Annotated in this window: 18 protein-coding genes and 1 pseudogene; 10 read left to right on the forward strand and 9 right to left on the reverse strand. The window is 60.2% G+C overall.

From position 1 onward, the window contains the following. Window positions 1–1,069 precede the first annotated feature (1,069 nt). Window positions 1,070–8,524, reverse strand: coding sequence for an S-layer homology domain-containing protein (locus BCM02_RS05255; protein WP_148928026.1), 7,455 nt, complete (start codon window positions 8,522–8,524; stop codon window positions 1,070–1,072). Between the two features lie 269 nt (window positions 8,525–8,793). After that, complete coding sequence (locus BCM02_RS05260) at window positions 8,794–8,982, reverse strand: hypothetical protein (protein WP_148928027.1); 189 nt, start codon at window positions 8,980–8,982, stop codon at window positions 8,794–8,796. Window positions 8,983–9,013: 31 nt separating this feature from the next. Here BCM02_RS05260 and BCM02_RS05265 point away from each other — a divergent pair. The 6 genes and pseudogenes from BCM02_RS05265 to BCM02_RS05290 form a co-directional block, all read left to right on the forward strand. Continuing rightward, window positions 9,014–9,131, forward strand: a pseudogene (locus tag BCM02_RS05265) (IS66 family transposase); the annotation flags it as partial. Between the two features lie 295 nt (window positions 9,132–9,426). Continuing rightward, on the forward strand, window positions 9,427–9,840 hold the full coding sequence (locus tag BCM02_RS05270; RefSeq protein WP_148928028.1) for a YhjD family protein: 414 nt from the start codon (window positions 9,427–9,429) through the stop codon (window positions 9,838–9,840). Next, the gene (locus BCM02_RS05275) at window positions 9,837–11,123 is read left to right on the forward strand and encodes a DNA polymerase IV (protein WP_148928029.1); all 1,287 of its coding nucleotides are present in this window, start codon (window positions 9,837–9,839) and stop codon (window positions 11,121–11,123) included. Before BCM02_RS05270 ends, BCM02_RS05275 begins: the two co-directional genes overlap by 4 nt. Next, the gene (locus BCM02_RS05280) at window positions 11,120–11,455 is read left to right on the forward strand and encodes a YolD-like family protein (RefSeq protein ID WP_148928030.1); all 336 of its coding nucleotides are present in this window, start codon (window positions 11,120–11,122) and stop codon (window positions 11,453–11,455) included. The genes BCM02_RS05275 and BCM02_RS05280 overlap by 4 nt, the downstream gene beginning before the upstream one ends. 127 nt (window positions 11,456–11,582) lie before the next feature. Continuing rightward, window positions 11,583–13,241, forward strand: a complete 1,659-nt coding sequence (locus BCM02_RS05285; RefSeq protein ID WP_246183236.1) for a sensor domain-containing diguanylate cyclase — start codon at window positions 11,583–11,585, stop codon at window positions 13,239–13,241. 229 nt (window positions 13,242–13,470) lie between these two features. Further along, a complete protein-coding gene (locus BCM02_RS05290; RefSeq protein ID WP_148928031.1) occupies window positions 13,471–13,860 on the forward strand; it encodes a hypothetical protein in 390 nt (129 codons plus the stop codon). Window positions 13,861–13,921: 61 nt separating this feature from the next. Here BCM02_RS05290 and BCM02_RS05295 read toward each other — a convergent pair whose 3' ends face one another. Further along, the gene (locus BCM02_RS05295) at window positions 13,922–14,695 is read right to left on the reverse strand and encodes an IclR family transcriptional regulator (RefSeq protein ID WP_148928032.1); all 774 of its coding nucleotides are present in this window, start codon (window positions 14,693–14,695) and stop codon (window positions 13,922–13,924) included. A gap of 453 nt (window positions 14,696–15,148) precedes the next feature. Continuing rightward, on the reverse strand, window positions 15,149–15,523 hold the full coding sequence (locus BCM02_RS05300) for a hypothetical protein (protein WP_148928033.1): 375 nt from the start codon (window positions 15,521–15,523) through the stop codon (window positions 15,149–15,151). 305 nt (window positions 15,524–15,828) lie between these two features. Here BCM02_RS05300 and BCM02_RS05305 point away from each other — a divergent pair, with 305 nt between their 5' ends. Then, window positions 15,829–16,974, forward strand: a complete 1,146-nt coding sequence (locus tag BCM02_RS05305; protein WP_148928034.1) for a MerR family transcriptional regulator — start codon at window positions 15,829–15,831, stop codon at window positions 16,972–16,974. A 111-nt stretch (window positions 16,975–17,085) separates the two neighbouring features. Beyond that, window positions 17,086–17,784 (forward strand): class I SAM-dependent methyltransferase, encoded by a 699-nt coding sequence (locus tag BCM02_RS05310; RefSeq protein ID WP_148928035.1) that lies wholly within the window; start codon window positions 17,086–17,088, stop codon window positions 17,782–17,784. A gap of 92 nt (window positions 17,785–17,876) precedes the next feature. Here the strand turns inward: BCM02_RS05310 and BCM02_RS05315 are convergent, their stop codons facing one another. Then, entirely contained in the window at window positions 17,877–18,614 is a 738-nt protein-coding gene (locus BCM02_RS05315) for a GTP cyclohydrolase II (protein WP_148928036.1), read from the reverse strand. 250 nt (window positions 18,615–18,864) lie between these two features. Here BCM02_RS05315 and BCM02_RS05320 point away from each other — a divergent pair, with 250 nt between their 5' ends. Beyond that, window positions 18,865–19,197: a winged helix-turn-helix transcriptional regulator gene (locus tag BCM02_RS05320; RefSeq protein ID WP_148928037.1), complete on the forward strand. Its 333-nt coding sequence runs from the start codon at window positions 18,865–18,867 to the stop codon at window positions 19,195–19,197. Between the two features lie 308 nt (window positions 19,198–19,505). On the opposite strand, the gene BCM02_RS05325 is transcribed toward BCM02_RS05320, so the two are convergent. From BCM02_RS05325 to BCM02_RS05340, 4 genes are all read right to left on the reverse strand, one after another. Next, complete coding sequence (locus tag BCM02_RS05325; protein WP_187434041.1) at window positions 19,506–20,171, reverse strand: HAD family hydrolase; 666 nt, start codon at window positions 20,169–20,171, stop codon at window positions 19,506–19,508. Next, window positions 20,168–20,683 (reverse strand): GNAT family N-acetyltransferase, encoded by a 516-nt coding sequence (locus BCM02_RS05330; RefSeq protein WP_148928039.1) that lies wholly within the window; start codon window positions 20,681–20,683, stop codon window positions 20,168–20,170. Before BCM02_RS05330 ends, BCM02_RS05325 begins: the two co-directional genes overlap by 4 nt. Before the next feature lie 110 nt (window positions 20,684–20,793). Beyond that, window positions 20,794–23,178 carry an RNA polymerase recycling motor HelD gene (gene helD / locus BCM02_RS05335; RefSeq protein ID WP_148928040.1) on the reverse strand — a complete coding sequence of 795 codons (2,385 nt, stop codon included), beginning with the start codon at window positions 23,176–23,178 and terminating at the stop codon, window positions 20,794–20,796. Between the two features lie 548 nt (window positions 23,179–23,726). Continuing rightward, entirely contained in the window at window positions 23,727–24,461 is a 735-nt protein-coding gene (locus BCM02_RS05340; protein ID WP_148928041.1) for an SDR family NAD(P)-dependent oxidoreductase, read from the reverse strand. A gap of 241 nt (window positions 24,462–24,702) precedes the next feature. Between BCM02_RS05340 and BCM02_RS05345 the strand changes: the two genes are divergently transcribed. Beyond that, window positions 24,703–25,743, forward strand: coding sequence for a hypothetical protein (locus BCM02_RS05345; protein WP_148928042.1), 1,041 nt, complete (start codon window positions 24,703–24,705; stop codon window positions 25,741–25,743). Window positions 25,744–25,798 lie beyond the last annotated feature (55 nt).

Here is a 25,798-nt window from a genome sequence, read left to right on the forward strand (position 1 = left end):
TACAATGATAATTTGGCACAGCGGCAATGCACCCAAGTTCTTGTCACAATTCGGCAATGTGCTCAAGTTCTTGTCATTGACCCATGACAAGAACTTTGGATACATAAATAAAAAAATCCGCATTTTTAGCGGATTCGTTTGTATGCATGTTCTTGTCATCCTACAACCACCTACTACAACTACTACTGCTCTTGCTGTTAATGTTCGTCGTAGGTACGGCAGAAGGAACAGAGTGTCTCAAAGCCATGAACAGCATTAATTGTTCCCTTTCTACATCACTCTGATAAACTTCCTGATTTCATTGAGACCAGGAAGCAAAGCATAACGACCGAATTGGTCCCGACCGGAAAGTAGACCAGCTCGAAATCGTTCAGACGGCGCAAGGGCAGCGTCGAGCCGGGCTTGACGGTGACATCGCCCAATGCGTGCAACTGTGGAAGCTGTAGAAGCATATCTGTGGGTACATCCCTTCTTGGGCATGGCTACCGTAAGGCTCCGATGGAACCTGTCCTCGAATAACTGAAGACGCGCGGCGCGCTATCGTTCGATGAGACAGCGGGCTTCTCGCGAATTCCACCTCTACGGCGACCAATCAAAGGATGATTATTATCCATCCCCTCTCTCTACAGGCAGCATACTTCTGCCGTTGCCCGCTTCAAAGAGGCCCCGTGGTAATTCCGGTTGTCCTCCCCGCACGCCATGCTCCTCCTGCCTCTCGCGCTTCGCTCATAATCGTTCGGGAAATCCTCCCGCTATATAAGTTGAACTTAAGTTCCTGGCAAGTGTTGCTGCGCAAGAGTGATGATCTTCCGATCGCTGTTGTTCACGGATTCTTTAATAGAATTGGTTGTGGATGGAATCCGTTCACAAATGGGAGATTGGTTTGAGTTTCCTATCGGAAAGACAGCATTCTCCCAGGGCGAGCGCTAGCTTATGCTTCCGAGGCACTCTTGAAGCCAGGGGCTCGATTCCTGGCTCTCGCGGAAGGCGATTGCCCCTCGAGGTCTGCAACGCGCAAAAAAAGCCGCCCGGTTAACCGCTAACCGAACGGCCGTTCATTCCTTTCATTCTAGTCCTGGTGCAGCATCCCCAAATGATTCAGCGCGCGGTAGAGAATGGCAGCCGCCTGCGCGCGGGTCGCAAGCCCGTGCGGATCGAAGCGGTTGCCGCTGACGCCTTGAATGAGCCGGAGCTGCTTGGCAGCAAGCACGTAAGCGCTCGCCCACGCCGCTATTCGCTCGTTGTCCGCGAAATCCGCCTCTTGCGCCATGCCATCGGCCTTCAGCTGCAGCGCGCGTCCGAGCATGACCGCCATCTCCTGGCGCGTCACCGGATCGTCCGGCCTGAAGCTGCCATTGCTGCCTGTCGCAATGCCGAGCTTCACTGCAGTCCCGATATATGGCGCGTACCACGACTCCTCCGCCACATCCTTGAAGCCACTGCCCTGAACCGCGTCTATGGTTGCAGCTGCGCCAGGATTCGCAACCCGCAATAAGAGCGTCACGAGCTCGGCCCGCGTAATCGGACGGTTCGGCTCGAAGCGCGATTCGCTGATGCCGCTTACGATGTGCCTGGAAGCTAGCACGTCAATCTCCTGCTGTGCCCAGTGACCTGCGGTATCTCGGAATGGATTGGCATAAGACAGCACCGCGTACTGGCCGAGCTGATCGATATCGGCCTCGACTGCCCCTTGCTTCGCATGCCATGCGCCGCCGGCGTATACCCATCGGCCTGTTGCTTCATCCCGCCGGTAGATGCCAAGCTTAAGCGTATCGATCAGCTCCTTCGGCGGCATGACGACGCGGATCGAAAGCCGTACGCGCTTACGGAACCGCGCGCTGCCCGCGCTTGCCGCCGGCTCGGCTGCAAGCGTCACGACCGGACTGAAGGAACGGTATTTCGGCTGAAGGGAACCTGCCTCGTCATGCCGGCTGATACGAAGCACGGTTGCTTCGTCGAATGCGCCTTCCGGCACGGTTAATCGAACATCGCCCCCAAACCCCATCCAATCGGCCCCCTTGGAGGATACCTTGACGGACTCCCCTTTGCCTGAACCGGTATCGCCGTCGGATGTGCCGCCGTTATTGCCGGTATTCCCGTTGTTTCCGTTGTTGCCGCCGGTCGTGCCCGAGCCCGTCGAGTCGGCCACCGTTACGCCAGCCGACTCGTTGTAATGTTGGTCCATCGTCGCGATCTTCAATTCGTAGCGCGTCTTGGCCTTCAGACCGCCCAACCGATATTCCTGAACGCCTTTGTCCAGGTAGACGGGCGAGCTGAACGCACCGTTCCCCGCTTCCCTCCATGAGATCAACGCGGATCGGTAATCGTCATCTTCCGGATCGGTCCATGTCACGGTAAGCGCTTCGGCTTCGGCATGCACGGCCGGCGTACCGACTTCTGCAGGCGGCTGCAGATCCGCGTCAGCGACCGCAGCGCGGGTGGAGCCTTGCGCTGGAACGCCAGGAGAAGCCACCCCGTTCACATTCACCGTGGCGACCTTCACCTCGTAAGCCGTGCCCGCCTCGAGCGAGCCAAGATGAACGGTACCGACACCGGCCGCAACCTCGATGCTTCCCGCAGGAGCCGTCTCTCCCTGCTTACGCCACTCCACTCTGAGCTTCGCAAGCTCGAGCGAATCGAGTTCCTCCCATGTCACGTCGAGCGAGCGATTGCCCGGATAGATCTGAACGTTGCGGATCGCATCCTGTGGCTTAGCGTCAGCCGGAGGAATAACGATCGATTCCGCATAGTCTGCGCTCATCGGCACGCCGGCATAGCTAAGCACCGAGCCTTCGATTGTCAGCTCATAGGCGGCTCCGACCTGCAGCGGCGTTTGCGGCGTGAACCGGAACGTCTTCGCCAGCGCACGGCCTTGCATATCATGCTCCGCGCCGATCGCCGTTAACGTCCCGCGAACCGGTTCATGGTCTGCCCCTTCCACGGTTAGGAGCTCCTCCGTCACCGAAGCAACCAGCATCGGCTTCGTGAACAGCAGCTCGAGCGCCTCCCCTGCCCCGATACTCCGGACGCCGGACACCTCCGAAGGCTGCAGCGTCGTAATCGGAATATTCACGTCAAAATGCGGCGGCAGCACTTTAAGCTCCTCGCTTCGCGCAAGCTCATAGCCCTTCTTCTCATAGACGACCTGCCACCAGCCTTCCGGAACGTCCCAGCCGTATTTGCCTTCCTTGTCCGTAACCTGCGGGTTCGCTTGCCCGTACCAGTCCGCGTTCCATGGCCCCCACTCGCCGGTTGCGGGATCCTTGTACAGTAGCGTTGCCGTTACGCCTTGCACTCGGTTCGACGGCATGCCTTCATACACATAACCGCTCGGGTCGAAAATCCAGATCGGCTCGCCGACCTTATCCTTCTTCTTCGGCTTATACGTGCAGCTCTCCAGCACGCCCGCGTCTTCCATCGCGCGCCGCCATTCCATATGCTTGTCGAACTCCTGCTTCATATAGTCGAGACCTTCGTCCCAATCGTTCTTGGCCGCGTCGCCGAGCACGGTTGCCGCCGTCGACAGCGCCAGGATGCCGACAGGCGGAACGGCGAGCGTCAACGTTCCGGCGACCAGGCCGATGCCTGTCGTGAAATACTTCACGACCAGCATGTTCTTCGCATGCTCATACTGGTCGTCGATCATTTGGAGGTACGGCTCCTTTAATCTCCCGAGGCACTCATTCTCATTGACATAATCCTGGAAAGCGAGCAATTTGTCCGCATAACCGCCGAAATCCAGGCCGTCCATGACGTAGTCCTTCAGATCCCAGAGCGTGCCGCCGATCTCCATGAATTTGCTGTCGTCAAAAACAAACGAAACGACATTCACGATATGGTCGACGTTATCCTTGATGACGCCGCCGTCGTCCTTCATGGCCGACAACCCCACGATCTGCTTGCCCAAGTCGCCGTACAATTCGGCTCTGGCGGTCATGACGACCTGCAGCTCGTTGCTTGACGGGATGACGTGATATTCAAGCCGGTACGGCTCATGCTCGGCCAAGGCGCCGCGAACCGCCTTCGCCTTCCACTTCATGGTCACGTCCGACTGCTTGCCGCCGATATCGAATTCGGCATGAATCGGCGGCGTCGCCACGAAGCCGCTCGCATCCGGTCCAGACATGCCGCCGCCGACGCGGTATGCCGCATTGCGCCATGCCTCCGGCGCTTGCGCGAACAGCTCCTCCCATTGCTCAGCGGTTGGCGTCGGACCCGGCTGGAACGGCTCGGGAATGACGTCATACTTCACGTAGATGCCTTCGCCCATCAGGCTCTCCGGGGCAGAGGTGTGCGCGATGAAGGTCGACGTCTGCGGATCGAACTCGGCTGGGATGACGAGCTTGCTGCCGATCTCGACCCGCACATTCTCGACCCGCTCCGTATGCGCGAACGTCATCTTCATGTCCAGATATCTGCGATAGTTGATCGGGAACCGGGATACGCCGTCGGCCGGCTTGATCTTCACCGGCTGGCGGCTTGCCCCCGTGCTCAGCGCAAGCTCCGATAGCGACGGACGGTGCTTGTCGTACGTGACCAGCGCCTTGCCCGAAGCCAGCAGCCGCTGCGGCGTCGATACTTCTGCCGTCCACGCATAGGTCGGCGTTGAATCCCGGCCCAATTCGACCACGGCCGGCTCCTCCCATTTCGCTTCATACAGCCAGATGCCGCCCGGCGACGCTTCGGTCTGCCCATGAAGGATCCCGTCCTTGTAGATGCGCACGATCAAGTTCGCTGGCGCCCGGCCGCTCAATGTGACTTGCGGGACAGAGACATATTCCTGCGCCGGCTCAAGGGTGACCCCAACCGCCGTCAAGACCGCCCGGCCGATAGTCTCTTCCGTCATCGCCGTCCCCGAACGGAAGGCGATCGCCACTTGCGCCTCCGCATCCTCGGTCAGCCCTTCCTTCGCTTGCAGCCAGTAGGTAAGCACGCCGGATTGGCCGGCGCCTATGCTGCCGATCGGCAGCTCGTATCGCGCTTCCGACACCTTCGCTGCCGCGGCAGGCGTCCCGTTGACCGTGCTGCTGCCTTCGACAAAGGCGAATCCTTCCGGCACGGAGATGAGCCAGGACGCTTCCGTGACCGATCCGCCGGCCAGCCGGTAGGAGGCGCGCATGGCGACCTTATCCCCCGGCAGCACCTGCTGTGGCTGTGCCGTCAGGAAATTATCCGGCTTCCCCTCGAACTTCTTATCGTTCGTGGCATAGGGGATATCCCCGAGCGCCGCCACTTCGCCCCGTGATACGACGATGCGCTGACGGGCAACCCGGAACGACGGCGTCCAGTTTCGCGAGACGATCTCGTACGTCCCCGGCTCCGCCAACGAAAGCGTGAACCGGTGCGAGGCGTCCGTGTCGAAATGCCGAACCACCGTCTGGCGGCTTTCGTCCTCCGGATCGATGCGGCGCAGCGTATTCTCGGCATACTGCGCCCCCGACTCCGCGAGGAAACGTCCCGTAATCCGTGCCGCTTCCTCCAGCCGGAGCGTCGCTTCCCCGTAACGGAAGTCGTCTAGCTCCACCGTCTGGCAAGCGCTGCCGGCCGTGTTGTCCGCACCCTTCGCGCATATGCGGTACGATTCGCCCGGCATCCCTTGGAAGATCGCCGCGGATTGCAAGTAGCTGATCTGGTGCAAGCTTTGCCAGCCGCCGGTTTCGACCGCCTCGACGGTCATCCCGTATCGTGCGGCATCAAAGCCGTCGTGAAGCGCGATCTTGTTCGACACGCCGTCCAGCCGGGTTTGAAGCAGCTCGATGCTGATTTTGGCTTTGCCCAACGAAGTTACCGCGATATCCTTCTGAATCGTGGCCGCCGCGGCAATGGATACGTTCGTCGTCTGGCCGAAGCCGCCGGAGGAAGCAGCGCCCGCTGCCGTCACCGCAAGCTCGTAATGACCTTCATAGGCTTCCAGCGAATAACGTCCTTCCTCATCCGTTACGGTTCGCAGCGGCGGGTATTCGGCATGATGCAGCGTCACGGAGGCCCCGGACAGCGGCCCGCTACGTCCGGTCACGATACCTGCAACCGTACCTTTGCGATACATGGGAAGCGTGAACGCAACGTCGTTCGGCCCCGCCGCAAGCGTGATCCTCCGGGAAGCTACGGTCCGATACGGCTTCGGCGCGATCGGTACGACGATAATCTCTTCGCCTGCTTCGAACCGTCCTTGCAGCGATAACTCTCCATTGTCATCGGTCACGCCGCTTTGCAGCATCGCGCCGGTGTTGGATCGAATCTGGATAGGAATCCCCGTTATAACCTCGCCTTGTTCAGACATCAGCTTCGCCGTTAGGGAGGCGGCTTCCGTCAGCTCGAGATTCAGTTCGACCCGCTCGCCGTTCTTCACGGCGATGCCGGATTGCTCATACAGCCTCGCTCCGTTATTGCCGATTACCGTAAGCTTGTAGTCGGCGGCATCGCCCAGCGGTAGCGCATATTCGTCTTCCCCGGTTAGCTCGGCTTGATGGCCTTGATGGCGCGACTCGGAGGCGAGGATCAGCCGGCCTCCTGCCCAGAAGCCCGGCTCGGTTGACGTTAACCGCACATGAAGCTGACCGGAAACTTTCAACGGCGGCTGCGCGGAAGCGACGCTTACACTCGGGTCATCCGCAAGTCTGGCTGCGTACGACTGCACCGCAACCGTACCCTCCGGGAAGGCGAAGCTTCCGGTATATACGCCGCTCCCCGCAGTCTCCGTCAGCGGAACGACAGCGGATTGATCCGCTACGGCACCTCCCTCCGTAAGAACGCGATAGGCGATCGCGCCTTCCAGCGATTGACCCGGCCGGCCCGTGGCCAGCAGGTTGACGCCCGTACCGTATACGGCCTGGCCGTGGATCGTTTGATTCGGCACCCGTCTCGCCGAGCCGATCAGCTGGCCCGGATCCGGTGTTTCATAGCAAGGGCCGGCGAAGCACGCCAGATAGACCCCTTGTGCCGTGCGATAGGCAATCTTGCTGCCGTCTCCGCTAATCGAAGGATCATCACTCGCCTCCCCCGAATGGCCGATTCGCTTGAAGGCCCCCGTTTCCCGATCGTACCGAACGACGCCGCTTCTCTCCGTGAACGGACCGGACGCCGGATCATCCGGCGAGCTGTTCTCGTAATGGAACGCGACATACCGGCCATCGGCCGATACGGACGGATCCGAGAACGCCATGTCCGGGCCGACACCGGAATTAACCTCATATATCGTCTCCACGCGATCTTCCGTCCGGTTATAAATGTTCACCGATGTCGGCGAATCCAAGCCGCTCCCGATGTAGGCGATGATGGAGCCGTCCCGGTTAATCGCCGCGTCCTCTACCCGATCCGGAACGCCCAGCCGCGAGAAGTCGATCTCCTCGATCGCGCCGATCGTGCGATCGTAGAGGAACAGATGCGGCGTCAAGGTCCCCATTCCTTTCGACCCGTTGACGAAAGCGACATAGCGCCCGTCCCCGCTCACGGCAGGATGCACGTTCAGAACGCCGGCCGCTTGCTCCCGTCCCGGAATATCAAGTCGGGTCGTATGCCGGGCGGACTTGTTATAGACATAGACATCCGTATATTCGCCCGAACCGCCCGGCGCCGCCGTACGTCCGGTATAGGCAATGATATTGCCATCGCCGCTCAAGGAAGGCTCATAGGCGGATTGGCTCATCGGCATCTCGAGCCACTCGTTCCGATCCAACTTCCGGTCGTACAGGAAGATGCGGGCGGAACCGTTGCTGCCGTCCTGGAACACCAGCTTCGAGCCGTCCCGGCTGAAGACCGGCGCATGCTGCGGGATGTCAAGGAAAGGCGCGGACTGAGAGATTCTCTCCGTTACGCCGGTCCGGATATCCCGAACATATAGAATCGGATAAGGGGAAGGCGGCGCGCCTTCGAGGATGTCCGGATCGGTGGAGACGAAGGCCACCGACGTCCCGTCCTCGCTGACGACCGGCATCTCCGCTTCTGCGACCGCTCCGTCGTATGCGACGGAGATGGGCATTTGATAGGCGTTGCTCGTACCTGCCGTCAATTGCGCCGGCGCTTCCGACTCGCCTTGCTCGTTAACGGCCCATATTTCATATCGGTACGATCGTGCTTCGTCCAGTCCACGGTCCGTGTAGAAATGGGCCTCGACATTGTCGGCGATCGTGACCCCGTTGCGGGCAATGCGGAACGTCACATCATTCTGCCCCGGATAGGTCCACGACAACAGGATGATGTCATACGATTGCAGCGTCCACTCGAAGCTCTCGACCTGTGCCGGACGCTGAGGCTCCTTCTCCTTCTCCTCGTCGTCAGTGGCCGACTCATCCGCAACCTCCGGCTGCGGATTCGGCTGAGCCTCCCCTTCTTCGGCCGTGTCCGCTTCTGCGTCGACGAGCTCCCCGATGTACTGCGTAACCGTCTCCGCTTCGGCGCTCTGCCCTCCTACCGTCGTGCCTGCCACGTTCCCGGACTCCGCAATCGCTATAGGCGGCAAGCCGCTCAACAATAGACACGCGATAATAATGAATGCAACCGTTCTGACGAGCCCTGTTCTCTTCATATGCAAACCCTCCGCCTTGACGTTCTAGTCGACTGGCAGCAGATTTGTGCTACCGCCCTCCAGAAGTTTCCTCTCCATCCTAAGACGGAGCGCAGGAAGCACACTAGTGACGGGCTGTCACGACTTTTGTCACGGCAGTCAGCGTCATGACGCGACGCTGGTCGTCAAGTGAGCGGACTCGCGCAGTCTTTAGCCTCGATACGACGGATGACGAGGCGTTGTTTCCGTTACCGCGCCTCACGCCTAGCATTGATCCAGATAGACGCGGTTCACCCCATCCTGGCGCCATAAGCTGCCGAGATGACCGTCGGGGAAGAAGCCTCTCTGATCTGGCCGTACAGCTGCTCATTGCCGAACATCATCGCGATGCGTCCTTCGCGAAATACGCTCTTGGCCGTGTCGCCTCTTCCCTCCTGTCCCAGCCGATAGAAGCGCTCCTCCCGGAAAGCGTCGCTCACCAGCTTCCAGACCGCCGCATAATCCGGCGTGGGCTTCAGCGGTTTTCTGCAGGTGGATGGATACGCCGGTTACCATAAGGTGAAGGATGCTACGCTGGTAGGCTGCTGGGCGGCATGCACGCCGAAAGTTTGACGAGGCGCTCAAAGCGCTGCCGCCATCCCAAAACCAAACAGAACCGCAGCGCATCAAGGGTTTGCGTTCTGCAACATTGAGCGCGATCTGAAAGAGGTAACGTCACTGTATACAATGTATATTTATACATTCCTCATCAATTCTGACCACATCAACTACACTATGTCGTCAACACACACACACACACACACACACAGCCTCCTGTATAAAAATCCCACCCGCACCCCTCTTGCATAACGAACATATGTTTGTAGTATAATAAGAACATCTTGTTAGCGAACAAATGTTCTGTTTCCGAAGGAGCTGGCGTTTTGAATACAAACCCGCCCAAATCGCCCCTTCTCCCCGCCGAAGAAGAAATCGACATGGTCAAAGAAGTGCTCATCCTCACGGTCATGCTGGATCTGATCGAATTCGAGGTGCGCAGGCTCAAGACGGCGGGGCTCAAAATGCTCATTATCCATACCCGCAAGCTTCGCGCGATTCAGGATATGCTGCCGAAAGAGCTCCACCGCATGCATCGCGAGCTGAAGATGCGCGGCGTCCGCATTATCGAGACGAATCGCGCGCGGGGCCATATTAAAGGCCATTACCTATGCCGCGGTTATGAATACGAGATGCTGCTGCAGGGGGACACGATCCGGGCCGAGATCCAAATCAAGCTCGCCGCCCACTACGGCATCGATTTGACGGCAGATGACAAATATGGAGATGAGATTCCATGAGCGCAACGATACGCCCTTTTGCTCGCCCAGCCAAACGGACGATACTGCTCGCGGACTGTCAAAGCTTCTACGCGTCAGTGGAGAAAGCTGCCAATCCGGGCATCCGCAATAAGCCGGTTGCCGTGGCCGGCGACCCGAAGCGAAGAAGCGGCATTATCCTCGCGGCCTGCCCGGCTGCCAAGGCCCAAGGGGTAACGACGGCCGAAAGTTTGCGGGATGCGGTGAAGAAATGTCCCGATCTGGTCGTCGTCCTCCCCCGCATGCAGCATTATATTGAAACCTCGCTCCACATTTCGAGCATTCTGGAGTCGTTCACCGATCTCGTCGAGCCGTTCTCCATCGACGAGCAGTTCGCCGACATTACAAGCAGCCTCGTTCGCTTCGGATGCACCGCCGAGGAGCTGGCCCGACACATCCGCATGCGCGTCTTGAAAGAAACCGGCATCAACACCCGCATCGGCGTGTCCGAGAATAAGATCCTCGCGAAGATCGCCTGCGACATTTTCGCCAAGAAGAACGAAGCCGGCATTCACGAAATCACCCGCGGCAACATTTACGAGATGTGGGCCCATCCCCTGAACAAAATGTTCGGCATCGGCACCCGCACGATGATGCATCTCCACAAGATCGGCATCCGCACGATCGGCGACCTGGCGCAGACGCCGCTCGAGACGCTGCGACGCAAGATGCGCGCGCTGCTCGGCCGCAACACGGATATATGGAGCGAAGTGCTCTGGCGGACGGCGAACGGGCTGGATGAATCCCCGGTCAACCCCGACGCGTTCGACGGGCAAAAGGGTATCGGCCGGCAGACGACGCTCCCGGTCGACTACCATAGCGCCGAGGATATCCACGTCGTGCTGCTGGAGCTCGCCGCGCTCGTCTGTGAACGCGCCCGCAAGAAGCATTACCAAGGGGCGGTCGTCAGCGTCGGCGTGCAGGGCGCGGACTTCGACAAGCCGACCGGCTTCAACCGCCAAATGAAGCTGGACGTGCCGACGAACATCACCCGCGAAGTGTACGCCGCCGCCAAGCAAGTGTTCGCCAAGCATTGGAATGGCCTGCCGGTCCGCAAAGTATGGGTGCAGCTCGGCAGTCTGCTCTCCGACGAGGCCGTTCAGCTCACGCTGTTCGACGATCGTCATCGCCAGCTCGTGTTGGAGCAGACGATGGACGGCATCCGCGACGTCTATGGGCCGACCGCGATCTTCTACGGCTCTTCCGCCTCCCGCTCCGCCCAGCTTACCAACATCGCCAGAAAAATCGGAGGTCATCTCAAATGAGCAAAAAACTGCAGGGCAACGGCCTATTCGAATCGTCGCGCATGATGCTGTTCGAGCATCGGGATGCGCTCATCGCGCGGGGACGCGAGCCCATCCCCGCCACCACGCCATCCGCCCGCCGGGCGCTCGACGACCAGCGGCGCGAAGAGATCGCCGCCCGGCTCGGCGCCGCGCTCTCCCACGGCGCGCCCGTCCGGCTAACGCTTGCCGCCGAGCCGGAGAACGTCACGCTCGAAGGCGTTCTCGTCCGTTACGACGCCGCCGGACGCAGGGTCCGCTTGGACAGCGGTCAGTGGATCAAATTGGATCAACTCGTCGATATTGACGAATAATAGCAATGAACGGCGTGTCTAAAATCTCTCCACAAACCCGTGACGATCAGGTATAATAATGCCATATTAATTTCGACATCATTCGACTGTTTTGTCGGAAGTCGCGCCGTACGTGGGGGAGATCGTCGTGCCATTTTCGCTTAATCTGCGAACCAGTTTCGCTCTTATATCCGCAATACTGATCATCTTGCTATCTACCTTGCTCAGCTTTACGATGTCGAACCGGACCAGTCTCGCCATCGAAGCGGAGATCGGCAATTCGCTGTCCGAGATCTCGTACCAGATGGCCGAGAAGCTCGATCATTACATGTGGTCCCGCGCCGGCGAGATCGATGTACTGAGCCAGCTCGATACGCTTCGCGATCCGAACGATCCCGCCGCGATCCGTCGGCTGCTCGACGGGCTGCAGAAGAGCATCCCTTCCTTTACCTGGGTCGGCTTCATTAATCCTGCGGGGGAAGTCCTCGCCTCGACGGCGGGCATTCTAACCGGGCAGAATATCGCGAAGCGTCCTGTATTCCAGAACGGCATCAAGGGCCGGTTCATCGGCGACGTGCACGAAGCCGTGCTGCTCGCGAAGCTGCTTCCCAACCCGAGCGGCGAACCGCTCCAATTCGTCGACATTAGCGTGCCCGTCAAGAACGGCGCGGGGCAGACGGTCGGCGTGCTCGCCGCACACTTGAGCTGGGAGTGGTCGGAGGAGATCGAGCAGTCGATTCTTCAGCCGCTGAAAGACCGCAAGTCGAGCTACGATATTTTTATCGTGAGCAAAACGGACAACACCGTCCTGCTCGGCCCGGAGCAACAAGTCGGAGCCAAGCTATCGCTACCCGGATTGGCCGCCGCCCAAGCAAGCCGCAACCATTCCGGCACGGTGGAGTGGCCGGACGGTGACGCCTATTTGACCGGCTTCGCGTACGGGGACGGTTATCTGGACTATCCGGGACTCGGCTGGACCGTCATCGTTCGCGAACCGGCGGACATCGCGTTCGCTTCGGTAACCGAGCTGCGCCATCGGTTTCTGTGGCTGGGCGGGATATCCGCGCTCGTCTTTGCCGCATTGGGGTGGTTCGCCGCCGGCTTCGTCGCGAAGCCGCTGAAGCGCATCGCCGAGGCCGCCGAACGCCTCCGCCATGGCGAAGACGTCCCGATTCCGCGGCATCGCGGCATTCGGGATATCGAGACGCTCTCGGTCTCGCTGCAAAGTCTGGTCGACGATCTAACGCGCACCGAGCGCGCGCTGGACCGGATGGAGAGCCTCGCGCACCACGACAAGCTAACCGGCCTGCCGAACCGGATCGCGCTCGACTCCTATATGGAGGAAGCGATGACGCGGGCCGCGGAGAGCGGAGAGACGCTCACCTTCCTATACCTGGATCTGGATGGCTTTAAGGGGATCAACGATACGCACGGCCATCTGGCCGGCGACGCTCTGCTGCAGAATGTCGCCGCACGGCTTCGCGCCTGCACGCGAGGGGACGAGATCGCCGCGCGGCTAGGCGGGGATGAGTTCCTCGCGATTCTGAACACGTCGGCCGATGGAACGGAAGAAGAAGCCGCGATCGTGGCCGCCCGTCTGATCGACACGCTGAATCAAGCGTTCGTCCTCGACGGACGCATCGTCCGCATCGGCTGCAGCATCGGCGCCGCCGTCTGGCCCCGAGACAGCCGCGATCCGATCGAGATCGTCCGCCTCGCCGACGAAGCGCTCTACGCCTCCAAGCGCGCCGGGAAGAACCGGCTTACGTTCTACGGCTCGCAGAGCTCGAACCCGCATGCGGGTTGACCCGTCCTGCAGCGCCATCGCGCAGGAGCCCCCCCTCCTTTTCATTCGCATTCGAAAGACGTTTTGGCCCTGCAGCCGAAGCGTCTTTTTTGAGCGTTTGCCCCCAACCGACGCCCTCGTCCTGTAACCTTTAACCGCTCGCTTGCGTCTAACTGGAACAGGGCGCTTGTTTGTCCTGGCGGCTGACCCGTTGTCGCTCTTATAATGCTGTCGAAAGGAAGAAAAACGTATGATACGAAAAGCGCTCATCCTCAACCTGTTCGTGCTTGCTCTGCTGCTGGCGGTGGCGCAATCGACCTGGCTGGCGCTCGGCTCGCCGGTACAGGACATGCTGTTCGAAAGTCCCTCCTTCACGTTCTTCGCCGCCTTGTTCTTGCATTATCCGCTCAATCTGGCCATCAGCGTCATTCTGGCGCTCATCGAACGGTTCGTGCCGAGACGCGTGCCGGCTCTCGTCTTGTTTAACGCCATCGGACTGGCGGCCGTCGGATATCTTATGTATGACTCGGGCGTCTGGATGCTCGCTTACCTGTATACCTCCTTCCTTGGGCTCTCCCTGCCGACCGCGATCGTTTCCGCCGCCAACCGATTCGGCGCATCAAGGCAAACCCTCCGGTAATGACAAAGAAGGCAGGCTCTCCGGAGCCTGCCTCATGAATACCCCAATTTAGACATCAACCTCACATGTTCATCCGATACAAATCTCGGAATCCGAGCTCCTTTGAAATTATATCGGCATATTTCCTGACATGATGACTATGGCGTTCGATCAGCTCGGGCGTAAATCGCATGGAAGGCCCCGCGCAGTTCAAGGAACCGACCACCGCATTGTCATACGAAAAGATCGGCGCCGCGATCCCCGTCGTTCCCTCTGTCGCTTCCCCTGTCGATACGGCATAGCCAAGCCGGCGGATGCGCTCCAGATCGTTCTCGATTCCCTCTCGCGTAAGCGGCTTAAGGGCAGGGGAATCGGGCCAATCGACGCTTGCCAGCAAGGCTTCTCTCGAACGCTGCGGCAGATGCGCTAGAATCGCCCGGTTCGACGCCCCGATATAGAGCGGCAAGCATAGACCCACGGGCTCGGACACGCGCACGGCATGCGGAGAGTCGATGCTGTCGATGAAGACTCCCTCCTGGTTCTCGTACACGGCCAGATAGACCGTCTCCTCCGTCTGCCGGCGAAGCGCCTCCACGAACGGCCGCGCCGTCTGGCGCAGCATCAGCGTATCCCAAATCCGATGCCCGGGCGCTTGCTGCGCGCGGCCCAGCTTGAACCGCTTCGTGCCGTCGTCCTGCAGGACGAAGCCCTCCTGGCACAAGGAGCTGAGCATCCGCTGCGCGGCGTGGACCGGCATGTCCAGCTCCCGGCCGATTTCGTCCGCGCTGACCTCCTTCTCAATGCCCTGAGGCAGCAGAAAATCCAGCAGACGAACCGCTTTTGAAATGACAGACATGCATCCACCCCATCCAAGTTTGTGTTATGTTTTTTAACATAATAATAACATTACAATTCCGTGGATGTCTATCGTATGAAGCGAAGTCCAGCTCGCTTCGGGCGTCCGTGCACGGTTAGCCCATCTAACGCAGGCCGAAGAGCTTCCAACCTTCTCATGCACGGCGGAAGCCAACCGTGTCGTCCCTTACCAACCGCTCGCCGTGGCGAATGCAGCAGCATGATCCTCGCCGAGAAGCCCCGTGCATGCTCGTCCAACAACATCGGTTGCTCGCATGCACGGGGCAGTTGAAGTTTGACTCGCTCCAGCATCACTCCCGTCCACCGACCCAGCCAGCCGCTCGCCTATATCGACGAAGAAGACCAACGCCTCTTCCCGGCAAGTCGCTCGGACCGGCCTTCCTTCTCCTCCCGTACGGAAAAAGCCGGCGCAGCCCGCGCCGGCTCCCAATCGTTAGATCGACACCGTCGTATAAATCCCCAGCACGAGCGCCATTATCGATACCGCGCTGCACCAATACGTATGGCGCGAGTTCGCCCCGGTACCCCGCTGCCTCCAGGCGAGCGCCAGCTGGCGTATCGCATAATACATGCTAACGAGATTGATGAGGAATAGCACCAGCATCAGCACGCCCATCGCAATGTCCCCGCCGGACGATCCGCCGCCCATGCCGGCATGATGATTCATGTGCATCCCCGCGGCCGCGCCGAACAACAGCGGAGCGGCCAGCCAATGCACGAGATGAAGCAGCACGACGCCGAGCAGCGACGCGAACGAAAGTCCCGTATAATGGATTTCTTTTCCCATCCCGCGCAGTTTACGAAGCACCTGCACCCCTCCTTCAATCCAGCGCGATCGTCGCGGCCCATGCTTCGACCGTTGGCCTCGCGCCGAAACCGTTCGAAGCCTTTCATCATTATATGGCGCGAAATGCGCTTCATGCGCAGACAGGCTCGAGCGACGTCACCTTCCATTGACCGGCGGCGATGCACAGCCGCGCCGTCATCCTCGACCTTTCCGGCAACCGCCTCCTCTACCTTTACCTAAGGGAAAGGTTTATAATGACCATACTTAGAGGGCCGTATTTGCGACATTAGCGGCCCTTTATCCCAGCCCAAAGGACGACAACGCACATGAACATTAACGAGCTTGCCAAACGCCTCCGCCTAACGCCTCGCGCGATCCGGCTCTATGAGGCGAAGGGACTGCTGACTCCCGCCCGCAATCCGGACAACGATTACCGCGTCTACACCGAACGCGACGAGTGGCGGCTGCAGACGATCGCGGCGCTGCGGGAGATCGGACTGAGTCTCGCGCATATCCAGAAGCTGCTGCACAGCCGCGATGACGGAGACACGGCCAGCATCCATCACGAGCTGGAACTGCAGCGAATGGCCATGGTATCCAAATGGGTCGAAGCCAAATATGCGATTGGCGTCATCGACGAGCTCATCCGCCGCCTAGAGACGCGGCAGGATTTGCGGCTGTCGGATTTATCCCAGCTGTCGGAGCGACTGCGGCACATTCAGACGAGCCGCGACAGCTGGCAGGACGCGTGGGACTTCGACCGGATCGCCGGCAACTATGACGATGACGCGGCCGCCTATGCCGCCGGGCCGCTCGTGCCGATGCTCGTCTACGAGCAGACCCTCGATCTGATCGTGCAATGGATCGCGCCGCAGCCCGGCGAGACCGGCCTCGATATCGGCACCGGCACCGGCAATCTCGCCGCCCGGCTGCATGCGGGGCAAGCCGCGATGCACGCGGTGGACCAATCGGCGCGGATGCTCGCGCGCTGCAGAGAGAAGCATCCGGATATTCAAACCAAGCTCGGCAACGCGCTGGCGCTGCCGTACGTGCAGGAGCAGTTCGACTTTATCGTCAGCGCCTTCGCCTTTCACCATCTGGACGAGACGCAGCAGACGCTGGCGCTGGAAGAGATGGACCGCGTCCTGAAGCCCGGCGGCCGGATCTGCTTAGCGGCGCTGATGGAGGAGCATTCGGAATTCGCCGATCGCAAGCCGTCGTCTGGGATGACGTGTCATGACCTCCCCAAAGGGCCGATGAATGCCGATGGCGTAACGCCTTGCGACCGGCGGCCGTTCGGCGATGAAGAAGCTATGCGGCAGTTAGCCCCCGCGGTCGGAACCGGCTCCGCGCGCAAATATCCGGCAGACCGAGCGCGCCTTCTCGCCTGGTTTCGCGCGCGCCATTACATTACGGTTCAGCAGCGGCTTCACGATAACGTGCACGCGGTGTATGCGGTGCGCAAATTTTAATCGCTTGACCTTATCCTAAGGTAAGGATTTACCTTGAAGTTGGCCGGACGAACGGTGCCGGAGAACGCGAGCGCCGAAGGTCAACATCACCATTAAGGGAGCGATAACGCAATGCCGAATCACGACGAAATTTACGCCGGCGAGGCGGGTATGTACGAACAATTAGTAGCCCGCGAGGACCGCGATCATCAAATCGAGCGGACAATTCGAAGTTTGTTGCCCGAGCTCGCAGAGGTAGACGCCGCGGACATCGGCGCGGGCACGGGACGGTTAACTTGCATGCTCGCGCCGCATGTCCGCTCGGTCGTCGCCATCGACCGAGCGCCGGCGATGCTGGAAGTGGCGAAGCAGAGGCTCGAAGAAGCAGGCATGACGAACTGGACGGTACGCGTAGGCGAACATCGCCAGCTGCCGGCGGCGGACGCCTCCGTCGACCTGGTCACGGCAGGCTGGACGATCTGTTACGAAGCGAGTTCGAACCATCCGGATTGGAAGCTTCGCCTGGAAGCCATCCTCCGAGAAGCCCGCCGCATTACCCGCCCGGGCGGTTTGATGATTATTTTCGAAACGTTCGGAACCGGATGCGAGCAGCCCAGCCCGCCTGACTTTCTGACCGCCTATTACCGCGAGCTGGAGCACGCGTACGGCTTCGATCACCGGTGGATTCGGACCGATATGGAATTCGAATCGGCGGAGGAAGCCGCGCGCCTGTGCCGGTTCTTCTTCGGGGACGAGCTGGCTGACGCGGTCAAGGCCAAAGGATCGCCGATCGTGCCGGAATGTACGGGTGTCTGGTGGAAGCGGCTGTAAGCACACTCCTGAAGCCCTGCTAACAACGCAGAAAGAAAGGCCGGCGGGACGCTAACTCGAGCGTCCCCCGGCCTTTCCCTTATTCGCTATCGTTATTGCAGCACATGCGCTTCGTCCAGATGGCCCGAACGGCCGATCTTCGTGCGCAAGTAATTTTCGTTGTACGACGAAATATCGCCCCATAGCGGCACCCGTCCATCCACCGTCAGCCCCGCTTTATGCAGCGCCTCCAGCTTCTTCGGATTGTTCGTAATGAGCGTGACCGGCTTGTCGCGCAGCGCGCTTAGCACGTTGACCGCATCCGCGTAGCTCCGGTCGTCGTCGCCGAAGCCAAGCTCCAAATTCGCCTCGACCGTATCGTAGCCCTGCTCCTGCAGCAGGTAGGCGAGCGCCTTGCTGAACAGCCCGATGCCGCGGCCTTCGTGGTCGGCCAGGTAGAACAGCGCGCCCGCTCCCTTCGCTTTGATCATCCGCATCGACTGGCGCAGCTGGAAGCCGCAATCGCAGCGCTTGCTGCCGAAAATATCGCCCGTATGGCAAATGCTGTGCATCCGGATGTACGCTTCCGGCGCTTCGGCGAAATCGCCGTACACGAGGACGCTCGACTGCTGGTGCTCCGCGAGGCGGCTTGATGACAGCAACTCGATGATTTGGGCGGTATCGCGAGGAACGAGGTCGGCCTTCAGCCAGCAGTACCATTGGAATTCGACCGTCTCGCCGTCGAGGTTGACGGGCAGGCGGATCGGGCCGACAAGGTACAAGGCCTTGCCTTCGCTTTGAACCAAACGTATTTTATCTTCCACAAGAGAAGCGGCATGCGGTGCAATCATGGGGAAACACTCCTTTTTTCGTCTATCGGTCGTCTCGCGCGCGTCTTGCGCGGCCCGGGTAAAGTCCGAGACACCTGCGCTGCGATTTTTTTGGACTATCGTCAAAAATGGCTGTATAATGATAGTTACTTAATGTAACCTAGTTTACAATCTTCACAAACAATCGTCAAGTTACAATCCCTGTTTTTGTAATATTGTTTTGTAAAGTAATCTTACGCTATAATGAAAGCAATACCTCGAGGTGATATGAATGGAACCAACGCAAATGTGTCCCCGCTTCGAACGAGCCGTCGAGATGCTCAGCAAGCGCTGGACCTCGTTTATCGTGTTTCAACTATTAGGCGGGCCGCTCCGTTTCGTTCAAATCGAGCAATCGCTTCCCAATCTGAGCGGCAAAGTATTATCCGAGCGGCTGAAGGAACTGGAGGCGGAGGGCATCATCAACCGTCACGTCTATCCCGAGACGCCCGTGCGGATCGAATATTCGCTGACGGCGAAAGGACTTGCCCTCGCCCCGATTTTGAAGGAAATCGGCAACTGGTCGTCGGAGTGGCTACCTGTCCCGTGCACGCCGGAAGCGTAAATAAGGGAACCGACATTCGCCGTAATTGAGGCGGCGCGGGTCTCCCGTATTGGTACAAAGAAGCGCCCAGGACTTCTCGTCATGGACGCTTCTTCGCGCTGCCCGCAGCCGTGGTTTCGACGCTCGCCATTACTCCTGGAAATCCAAGCGTTTATATGTTTCACGTCTATCACTCATCTTGTATTTCATGTTCGCTGAATGCTGCATGCCCAATCTTCGGATTGAGCACGCAAACCAATCAGCTACAGACTCGCTGAATGCTGCATGCTGCGTGCCCAATCTTCGGATTGGGCACGCAAACCAATCAGCTACTCCGACTCGATTTCGCGGATCAGCCGGTCAAGCGGAATGTCCGCCATGGAGGCGAGCCGGCGTCGGATCCCGCTTGGGAATTCCATTCCCGCCGTCGTCGGGTTCGGCACGATGACGCAATGCATGCCGGCCCGTACCGCGGCGAGCGAGCCGTTCGGAGAATCCTCGAAGGCGACCGCCTCTTCCGGCCGGACGCCGAATTCGGCCAGCACCAGCTGATACAGCTCCGGATCGGGCTTCGCTCGCTTCGCGTAGTCGAACGTGCGAACGCATTCGAAACGCTCCCTCAGCCCAAGCCTGGCGAGCAGCGGCACGACCCAATCCTGCGTGGAGCTCGAAGCCAGCCCGATCCGCAGGCCAAGCCGTTCCGCCTCCTCCAGATATTCAGCCACGCCTTCGCGCGCCTGCTCCGAGCGGAAGCGCTCCTCGAACAGTCCGCGCCGCATGTCCTTGAGGGCGGCATGCTCCAGGTGGAGATGGGCCGCGCGACTTCGCATGTCCTCATAAGGATCGAAGCTGTCCCGCCCGCCGATCCGGCGCAAATAGACCTCCTCGGGAAACGCCACGCCGTGCACGGCATACAGCTGCCGGTACGATTCGATCTCGCACGTTTCGGTATCAAGAATAAGTCCGTCAAAGTCGAACACGACCGCTTTTATCATGCGCGCTCCCCCTTCGCCTCGGAATCGCCCGCCGCTTCCGCCAGCGCCATCCGAAGCCGGACCATGTCGCGGCATGGAATGCCGTTCTCCACGATCGGCTCCTCGTAGTTGCGGACGAAGAAATCATGGTCGATGCTCATCATGCGGAACCCGCATTTCTGGTACATATACAGCTGCTGCATGCCGGAATTGCCGGTGCCGATTTCTAGATAAGCCGCTCCTTGCTTCCGCGCTTCGCCGACTGCCGCCGCCAGCAGCGCCTTTCCGAAGCCGCGACCCTGATAACGTTCGGCCACCGCGATGTTCATGATCTCCAGCGTGCCCGCATGCTTCTCCAGCAGGAGGAACACCCCGATCGTCTCGTCGCCAAGCTGGGCGACATGACAGCGGCCCTTGCTTAAATAAGCGTCCACGAGCCGCTTCGACGGATCCGCGAGCAGCAGCAGCTCGTAGGGCGGTTCCTCTTCGAGTCTAAGCGGCCGTATGAGCAAAGCTTCCGTTAGCCGTTCCATTCCCATCCTCCCGCAGCGTCCAATTGGACTCTCAATGTAACATGGGAAGGAAAAAGATGGCAAGATCCAAAAGGCCGAACGGCGCTACGCCGTTCGACCGATAAGAACCGCTATACCCTTGCTTCCGTGATGGCGGACGTCATGACCGTCTCGCAGAGCGCCCTCGCCCGTTCCGTGATGAACGGGCTCCAGGCCCCAGCCGCGAACAAGTGCAGCTCGTGCATCGCCCGCGTGCAGACGGTATAGAACAGCCGCCGCTCGCTCGCAAGCGCGTACGTCGCATCCGATGCGTCTTCCACCAGCACGGCATCGAATTCCACGCCCTTGGACAAGTACGAAGGAATGACGACCGTTCCTTCCTCGAATTCGTTCGTCTCCTGCCGGATTAGCGACAGTCCGGCTACGCGGCCGCTCAGCGCTTCGAACACGCGCTCGCTGCGGGCGGCCGTCTTGCAGATCACCGCGATCGTCCGGTGCCCGGCGGCCCGCAGCGCTTCGATCCGGGCGACGATGGCCGCCTGCGCCGCTTCCTCGTCCGCAACCTCCGTTAACGTCGGCCTCAGGCCGTCGCGGTTGAACGGCTCGATCGCTTCCCCGCCGGGAATGAGCGCGCTCGTGAATTCCACGATCGGGCGCGTCGAGCGGTAGCTGCGCGTCAGCGCGATCCGCTCGGTCTCCTCCGCGTCGTACAGCGATTCCAACGCGTCGAATCCGCCTGCGCCGCCTGCCGAGTGCGCGGTGATCGACTGGTTGAGGTCCCCGAGGGCAGTCACCTTCGCGCGAGGGAACAGCCGTTGCAAGAACGCGAATTGGAATGCCGTATAATCCTGCGCCTCGTCGATCAGCACATGGCGAACGCCGGTATTCGTCTGGAAGCCGCGTATCCGCTCGACGACGTACAGGAACGGCGTCGCGTCCTCATACGCCATTTCGCCTTCGTCGAGGCGCGCGGCCGTATCGGCGGCAATAGTATCCCAATCGTCGGGCAAGGCTTCGCCTTCCGCGAGCAGGGACGAAGCGGCGGGCTCTGCGAACAGCCGGCGAAATACCCCTTTCAGATCGACGAATCCCAGCTTCTTGATCCGGGCGCGCAGCGGCTTGAACCGTTCGCGCACGACGTATTCCGCCAGCGCGGCTTTCTCCATGTCGAAATCGTCGAAGGAGTCGGCGGAGAACCGCTTTTTGCGGCGCAGGCTCTGATACGCCTTCAAGTACGTCTCTTTGTCGAGCAGCTCGATTTCTTCGTCCACCCACGGCTCCTCGAGCGCGGCGGACTCCCGTTCCTTCAGCCGGTCAAGCAGCCGCTCCGCCACCAGCTTCAGCCGGTTCGGCAGCGAGATCGAACGGTCGAGCGAGTAGAACGATTCCTCGATATCGGATCCCTTCACGATCGCCTCGCCCCGGAAGACGAGCGGCTTGAACCGCATGCCGCCCGCGCGCAGCGAATCGAGATACCGGTCGATTAGCCGTACGAAGGAAGCCGACGCTTTGTAACGGATGGCCTCCATCCGGGCCGAATAGCCGGGCTCGAGGGCGGCGGCAAGCGAATATTCGAGCTGTTCGTAAGGCCCTTCCAGGCGAAAAGCCCGGCCGAGCCGGAATTGCAGGTAATCTTGGAACGTCGTCTGCTGCATGTTCTCCTCGCCCAGCTCCGGCAGCACGGTCGCCACATAGCTGTTGAACATCGGGTTCGGCGAGAAGAGCACGATCTGATCCGCCGTGAGCTGGCCGCGGTAGCGGTACAGCAAATACGCGACCCGCTGCAGCGCCGCGGACGTCTTGCCGCTGCCCGCGGCTCCCTGCACGACGAGCAGCCGGCTTCGTTCGTTGCGGATAATCCGGTTTTGCTCGCGCTGGATCGTCGCCACGATGCTTTTCATCTGCGCGTCGGACTGCTTGCCAAGCACTTCCTGCAGCAGCTCGTCGCCGATCGTGACGCCCGTATCGAACAAGCTGACGATCTCTCCGCCGCGAATGACGAATTGACGCTTCAGCTTCAGCTCGCCCCGGATCGTGCCCATCGGCGTCTCGTACTCCGCCGGACCCGGCGGGTAGTCGTAATACAAACTGGAGACCGGCGCGCGCCAATCGTAAATCAGATAATCTTCGTCCTTCGCATCCCGCAGCGAAGCGATGCCGAGATAGATCCGGTCCTCGCTTTCCCCGCCTTCCTCCGCGAAATCGATCCGGCCGAAATACGGCGAAGACTTCAGCTTCCGCAGCGTCTTCAACTGCTTATCGGCCTCGCGGTGGGTCCGCTCCCGCTCCGACAGCAGCTCCGCTTGCTGTTTCAAGCTGGCGTAAGTCTCGGCCGCCTCGGCCGCATCCTCGAAGTTGACCGTAACGTCTTCCCAGAAGTTCTTCCGGATATCGATCATCTCGCCTTTAGCGTCCAGCGTCTGATCTTCCAGCTTATCGATCCTCCGGTCAATCTCGCGGACGATTCCGGTTACCCGCTCCTGCTCGCGGCTCCATTGCTCATCCGGTTTTGCCATACGGCCACCATTCCTTTCTTCCCCCTGAAAATTGAGCAGCCGCCCCGCGCCGGTCCCGCAATCTGCTTCCGGGACCGGCCGCGCGCTCAAGCCTCTCCTGCCGACTGTTCAGACAAAATCCGTGCCCGACGGATGCCGGCCTAAACGCCGGAATGATCATGACGTTATCGCAGACTATTCATGCCCCCAAGCATCGGACAGATAAAATTTCAATGTTGACACCTTCAAAAATTGCATGATATAATCATTCTGGATATTTACGCTTTATTTCAATCATCTTCAAATGAAAGCCAGCTATGATTGTAGCAAATCGCCGCACCCCGGTCAATATCAGCTTAAACTTTTAAGAGGAGCCGTCTTCGCAGACAGGCTCCTTCGTTGCGTTATGAAGCGGCACATCCAAGGTCGGCGACCATCGTGCCGGCGTCCGTTCGTTGCCGACGGCAACGCGCTCCACTTGCCGGTGGCCCATTCGATCCACGGAATACGCGCCGGACGAGGCAGAACAGCACGTTCCGCAAGCCGGACGCTTGGCGGAGCTTACGCGGCTAAACCCGCAGCACCGCTTGCTCGTCCGCGCCGCGCTCGTCCAGCAGCCGCGCGATTCGCTCGGCGGCATCTCGCGGCGCGAGCACTTGCCCCGCTTCATGCGCTTGTCGCAGCAGCGCGCCGACCGGGAACGACTCGTCCTCGCGCGAACGGGCGTAAGCCTGCATGTCCGTCTCGGCCATCCCCGGGTCGATCGCGATAACGCGGGCCGGACGGGACGACAAGCGCTGTTCTTCGCGCACGCAGCGTACGAACATATTCAAGAACGCCTTGGAAGCGCAATACAGACTCATCGAAGCGGCCGGGATGCCGGCAAAACCGGATGTCATCATGACGACGGTGCGGGGCACCGGCCACTCGGCCGTCTTTTGCAGGAACAAGGAGGTTAGCAGCGCCGGCGCGGCGGTGCTGACGTGCAGATGAGACGCGATATCGCTCGAGGCGCAGGCTTCGATCGGCGTCACCGGCGCGAGCGCGGCAGCGTTGTTGATCAGCGTAATGTCGTCGATCGCATCGGGCGTAAGCGTCTCGAACAGCCGGTGCATCGCCATCTCGGCCTCGGCCAGGCTGCTCAAGTCCACGTTAACCGCCATGAACCGCTCGTGGGCGATCGTCTGCTCCGACACGCCGCGCGACAAGCCGACTACGCGGTCCCCGCGGCCGAGCAGCGTCAGCGCCAGCGCCTCGCCGATTCCTCTCGAAGCACCGGTGATCAGAACAACGGATTGTTTCATCGTAACCCCTCCTTATTATCATCTCTACGTATTCGCCGACGAGCAACCATATCCTTCCACTTGGTAACGAACCGGGTTGCAAGAACTCGAGTACTGGCGGGAATTGCTCGTTCCCGCGCGCGACGAAGCCGCGGATAGCCCGCGAACCTTATATGCGCCTTGCCGCATGCCCGCTGGCGAACCATACCACATCCGTTTAAGATAACGCGTATAGCGTAACGTAAGCGAGGAGGAGTTGCGAATGAAGATCGGTCAGGCACGCTCGGCGGCCGAAGAATGGGTACGCCTGCACGCGAGCAAGACGGCGGGATTCGCCGGCGCCTACTACAGCGGATCCACCGTAGGCAGGCCGGACGGCGAAGAGCTGCCTTCCGCCTCCGACGTCGATATCGTCATCGTCATCGAGGCCGAGCATCCGCCGATGAAGCCGGGCAAATTCCGCTATCGGGAAGCGCTTCTCGAAGCGACATACCTCGCAGCCGGCCAGCTTGCTTCCGCCGATGAGGTGCTAACCTCCTATCACCTGGCCGGCAGCTTCAGGGTTGACGCTATTATCGCCGATCCGACCGGTAGGCTGCGGATTTTGCAAGCCGAGGTTGCCCGGAGGTTCCGCGAACACGGAATGGTCCGGCTGCGCTGCCAAGAGGCGCATGACCGCGTTTATAACGGCCTCCGCGCGATCGATGCGGAGGCCCCGCTGCACGATTTGGCGACGTCCTGGCTGTTCCCGACCGGCATCATGGCGCACCTGCCGCTTGTAGCGACCCTGCGCAATCCGACCGTACGGCAGCGTTACGCCGCCGCACGGGAGGCGCTCGCCGACTGCGGCCGCGACGCGCTGTACGGCAAGCTGCTGGAGCAGCTGGGCTGCGCGAATTGGAGCCCGGACCAAACCATGCGGCACCTGCGGCAGCTGGAACGAACCTTCGATGCGGCGGCCGCGGCCGCGAAGACGCCCTTCTTCTTCAGCTCCGACATCACCGAAGCCGCCAAGCCGATCGCGATCGACGGCAGCATCGCCCTAATCCGAGCGGGCATGCACCGGGAAGCGGTCTTCTGGATCGCCGCGACATTCGCGCGCTGCCATAAAATATTGGCCGCGGATGCCGGCCGCAAGCTGCAGGAGACGCATCTGCCGGCTTTTCGAAACTTGCTGGCCGACCTCGGCCTGCGCGAAAGACACGATTTCTTAGCGCGAGCGGAGCAGTCGCTGCGTTTGTTGCCCGAGCAGTGGGCGGAGATGGAGACGATAATGTCGACGAATCCGGATATACGCAAGTAGACAAAGCGCCTCCTTCAACTCGATACTTCCTATTAATAACCTACTATACTTGTGA

The sequence above is a fragment of the Paenibacillus methanolicus genome, from assembly GCF_008124765.1.
Classification (GTDB): Bacteria; Bacillota; Bacilli; order Paenibacillales; family Paenibacillaceae; genus Paenibacillus_Z; species Paenibacillus_Z methanolicus.

Coding starts and splice junctions, on each gene's coding strand:
- BCM02_RS05255 (WP_148928026.1), bottom strand. CDS start 8,524: ATGAAGAGAACAGGGCTCGTCAGAACGGTTGCATTCATTATTATCGCG.
- BCM02_RS05275 (WP_148928029.1), top strand. CDS start 9,837: ATGAGCGCAACGATACGCCCTTTTGCTCGCCCAGCCAAACGGACGATA.
- BCM02_RS05280 (WP_148928030.1), top strand. CDS start 11,120: ATGAGCAAAAAACTGCAGGGCAACGGCCTATTCGAATCGTCGCGCATG.
- BCM02_RS05290 (WP_148928031.1), top strand. CDS start 13,471: ATGATACGAAAAGCGCTCATCCTCAACCTGTTCGTGCTTGCTCTGCTG.
- BCM02_RS05295 (WP_148928032.1), bottom strand. CDS start 14,695: ATGTCTGTCATTTCAAAAGCGGTTCGTCTGCTGGATTTTCTGCTGCCT.
- BCM02_RS05305 (WP_148928034.1), top strand. CDS start 15,829: ATGAACATTAACGAGCTTGCCAAACGCCTCCGCCTAACGCCTCGCGCG.
- BCM02_RS05310 (WP_148928035.1), top strand. CDS start 17,086: ATGCCGAATCACGACGAAATTTACGCCGGCGAGGCGGGTATGTACGAA.
- BCM02_RS05315 (WP_148928036.1), bottom strand. CDS start 18,614: ATGATTGCACCGCATGCCGCTTCTCTTGTGGAAGATAAAATACGTTTG.
- BCM02_RS05320 (WP_148928037.1), top strand. CDS start 18,865: ATGGAACCAACGCAAATGTGTCCCCGCTTCGAACGAGCCGTCGAGATG.
- BCM02_RS05325 (WP_187434041.1), bottom strand. CDS start 20,171: ATGATAAAAGCGGTCGTGTTCGACTTTGACGGACTTATTCTTGATACC.
- BCM02_RS05330 (WP_148928039.1), bottom strand. CDS start 20,683: ATGGAACGGCTAACGGAAGCTTTGCTCATACGGCCGCTTAGACTCGAA.
- helD (WP_148928040.1), bottom strand. CDS start 23,178: ATGGCAAAACCGGATGAGCAATGGAGCCGCGAGCAGGAGCGGGTAACC.
- BCM02_RS05340 (WP_148928041.1), bottom strand. CDS start 24,461: ATGAAACAATCCGTTGTTCTGATCACCGGTGCTTCGAGAGGAATCGGC.
- BCM02_RS05345 (WP_148928042.1), top strand. CDS start 24,703: ATGAAGATCGGTCAGGCACGCTCGGCGGCCGAAGAATGGGTACGCCTG.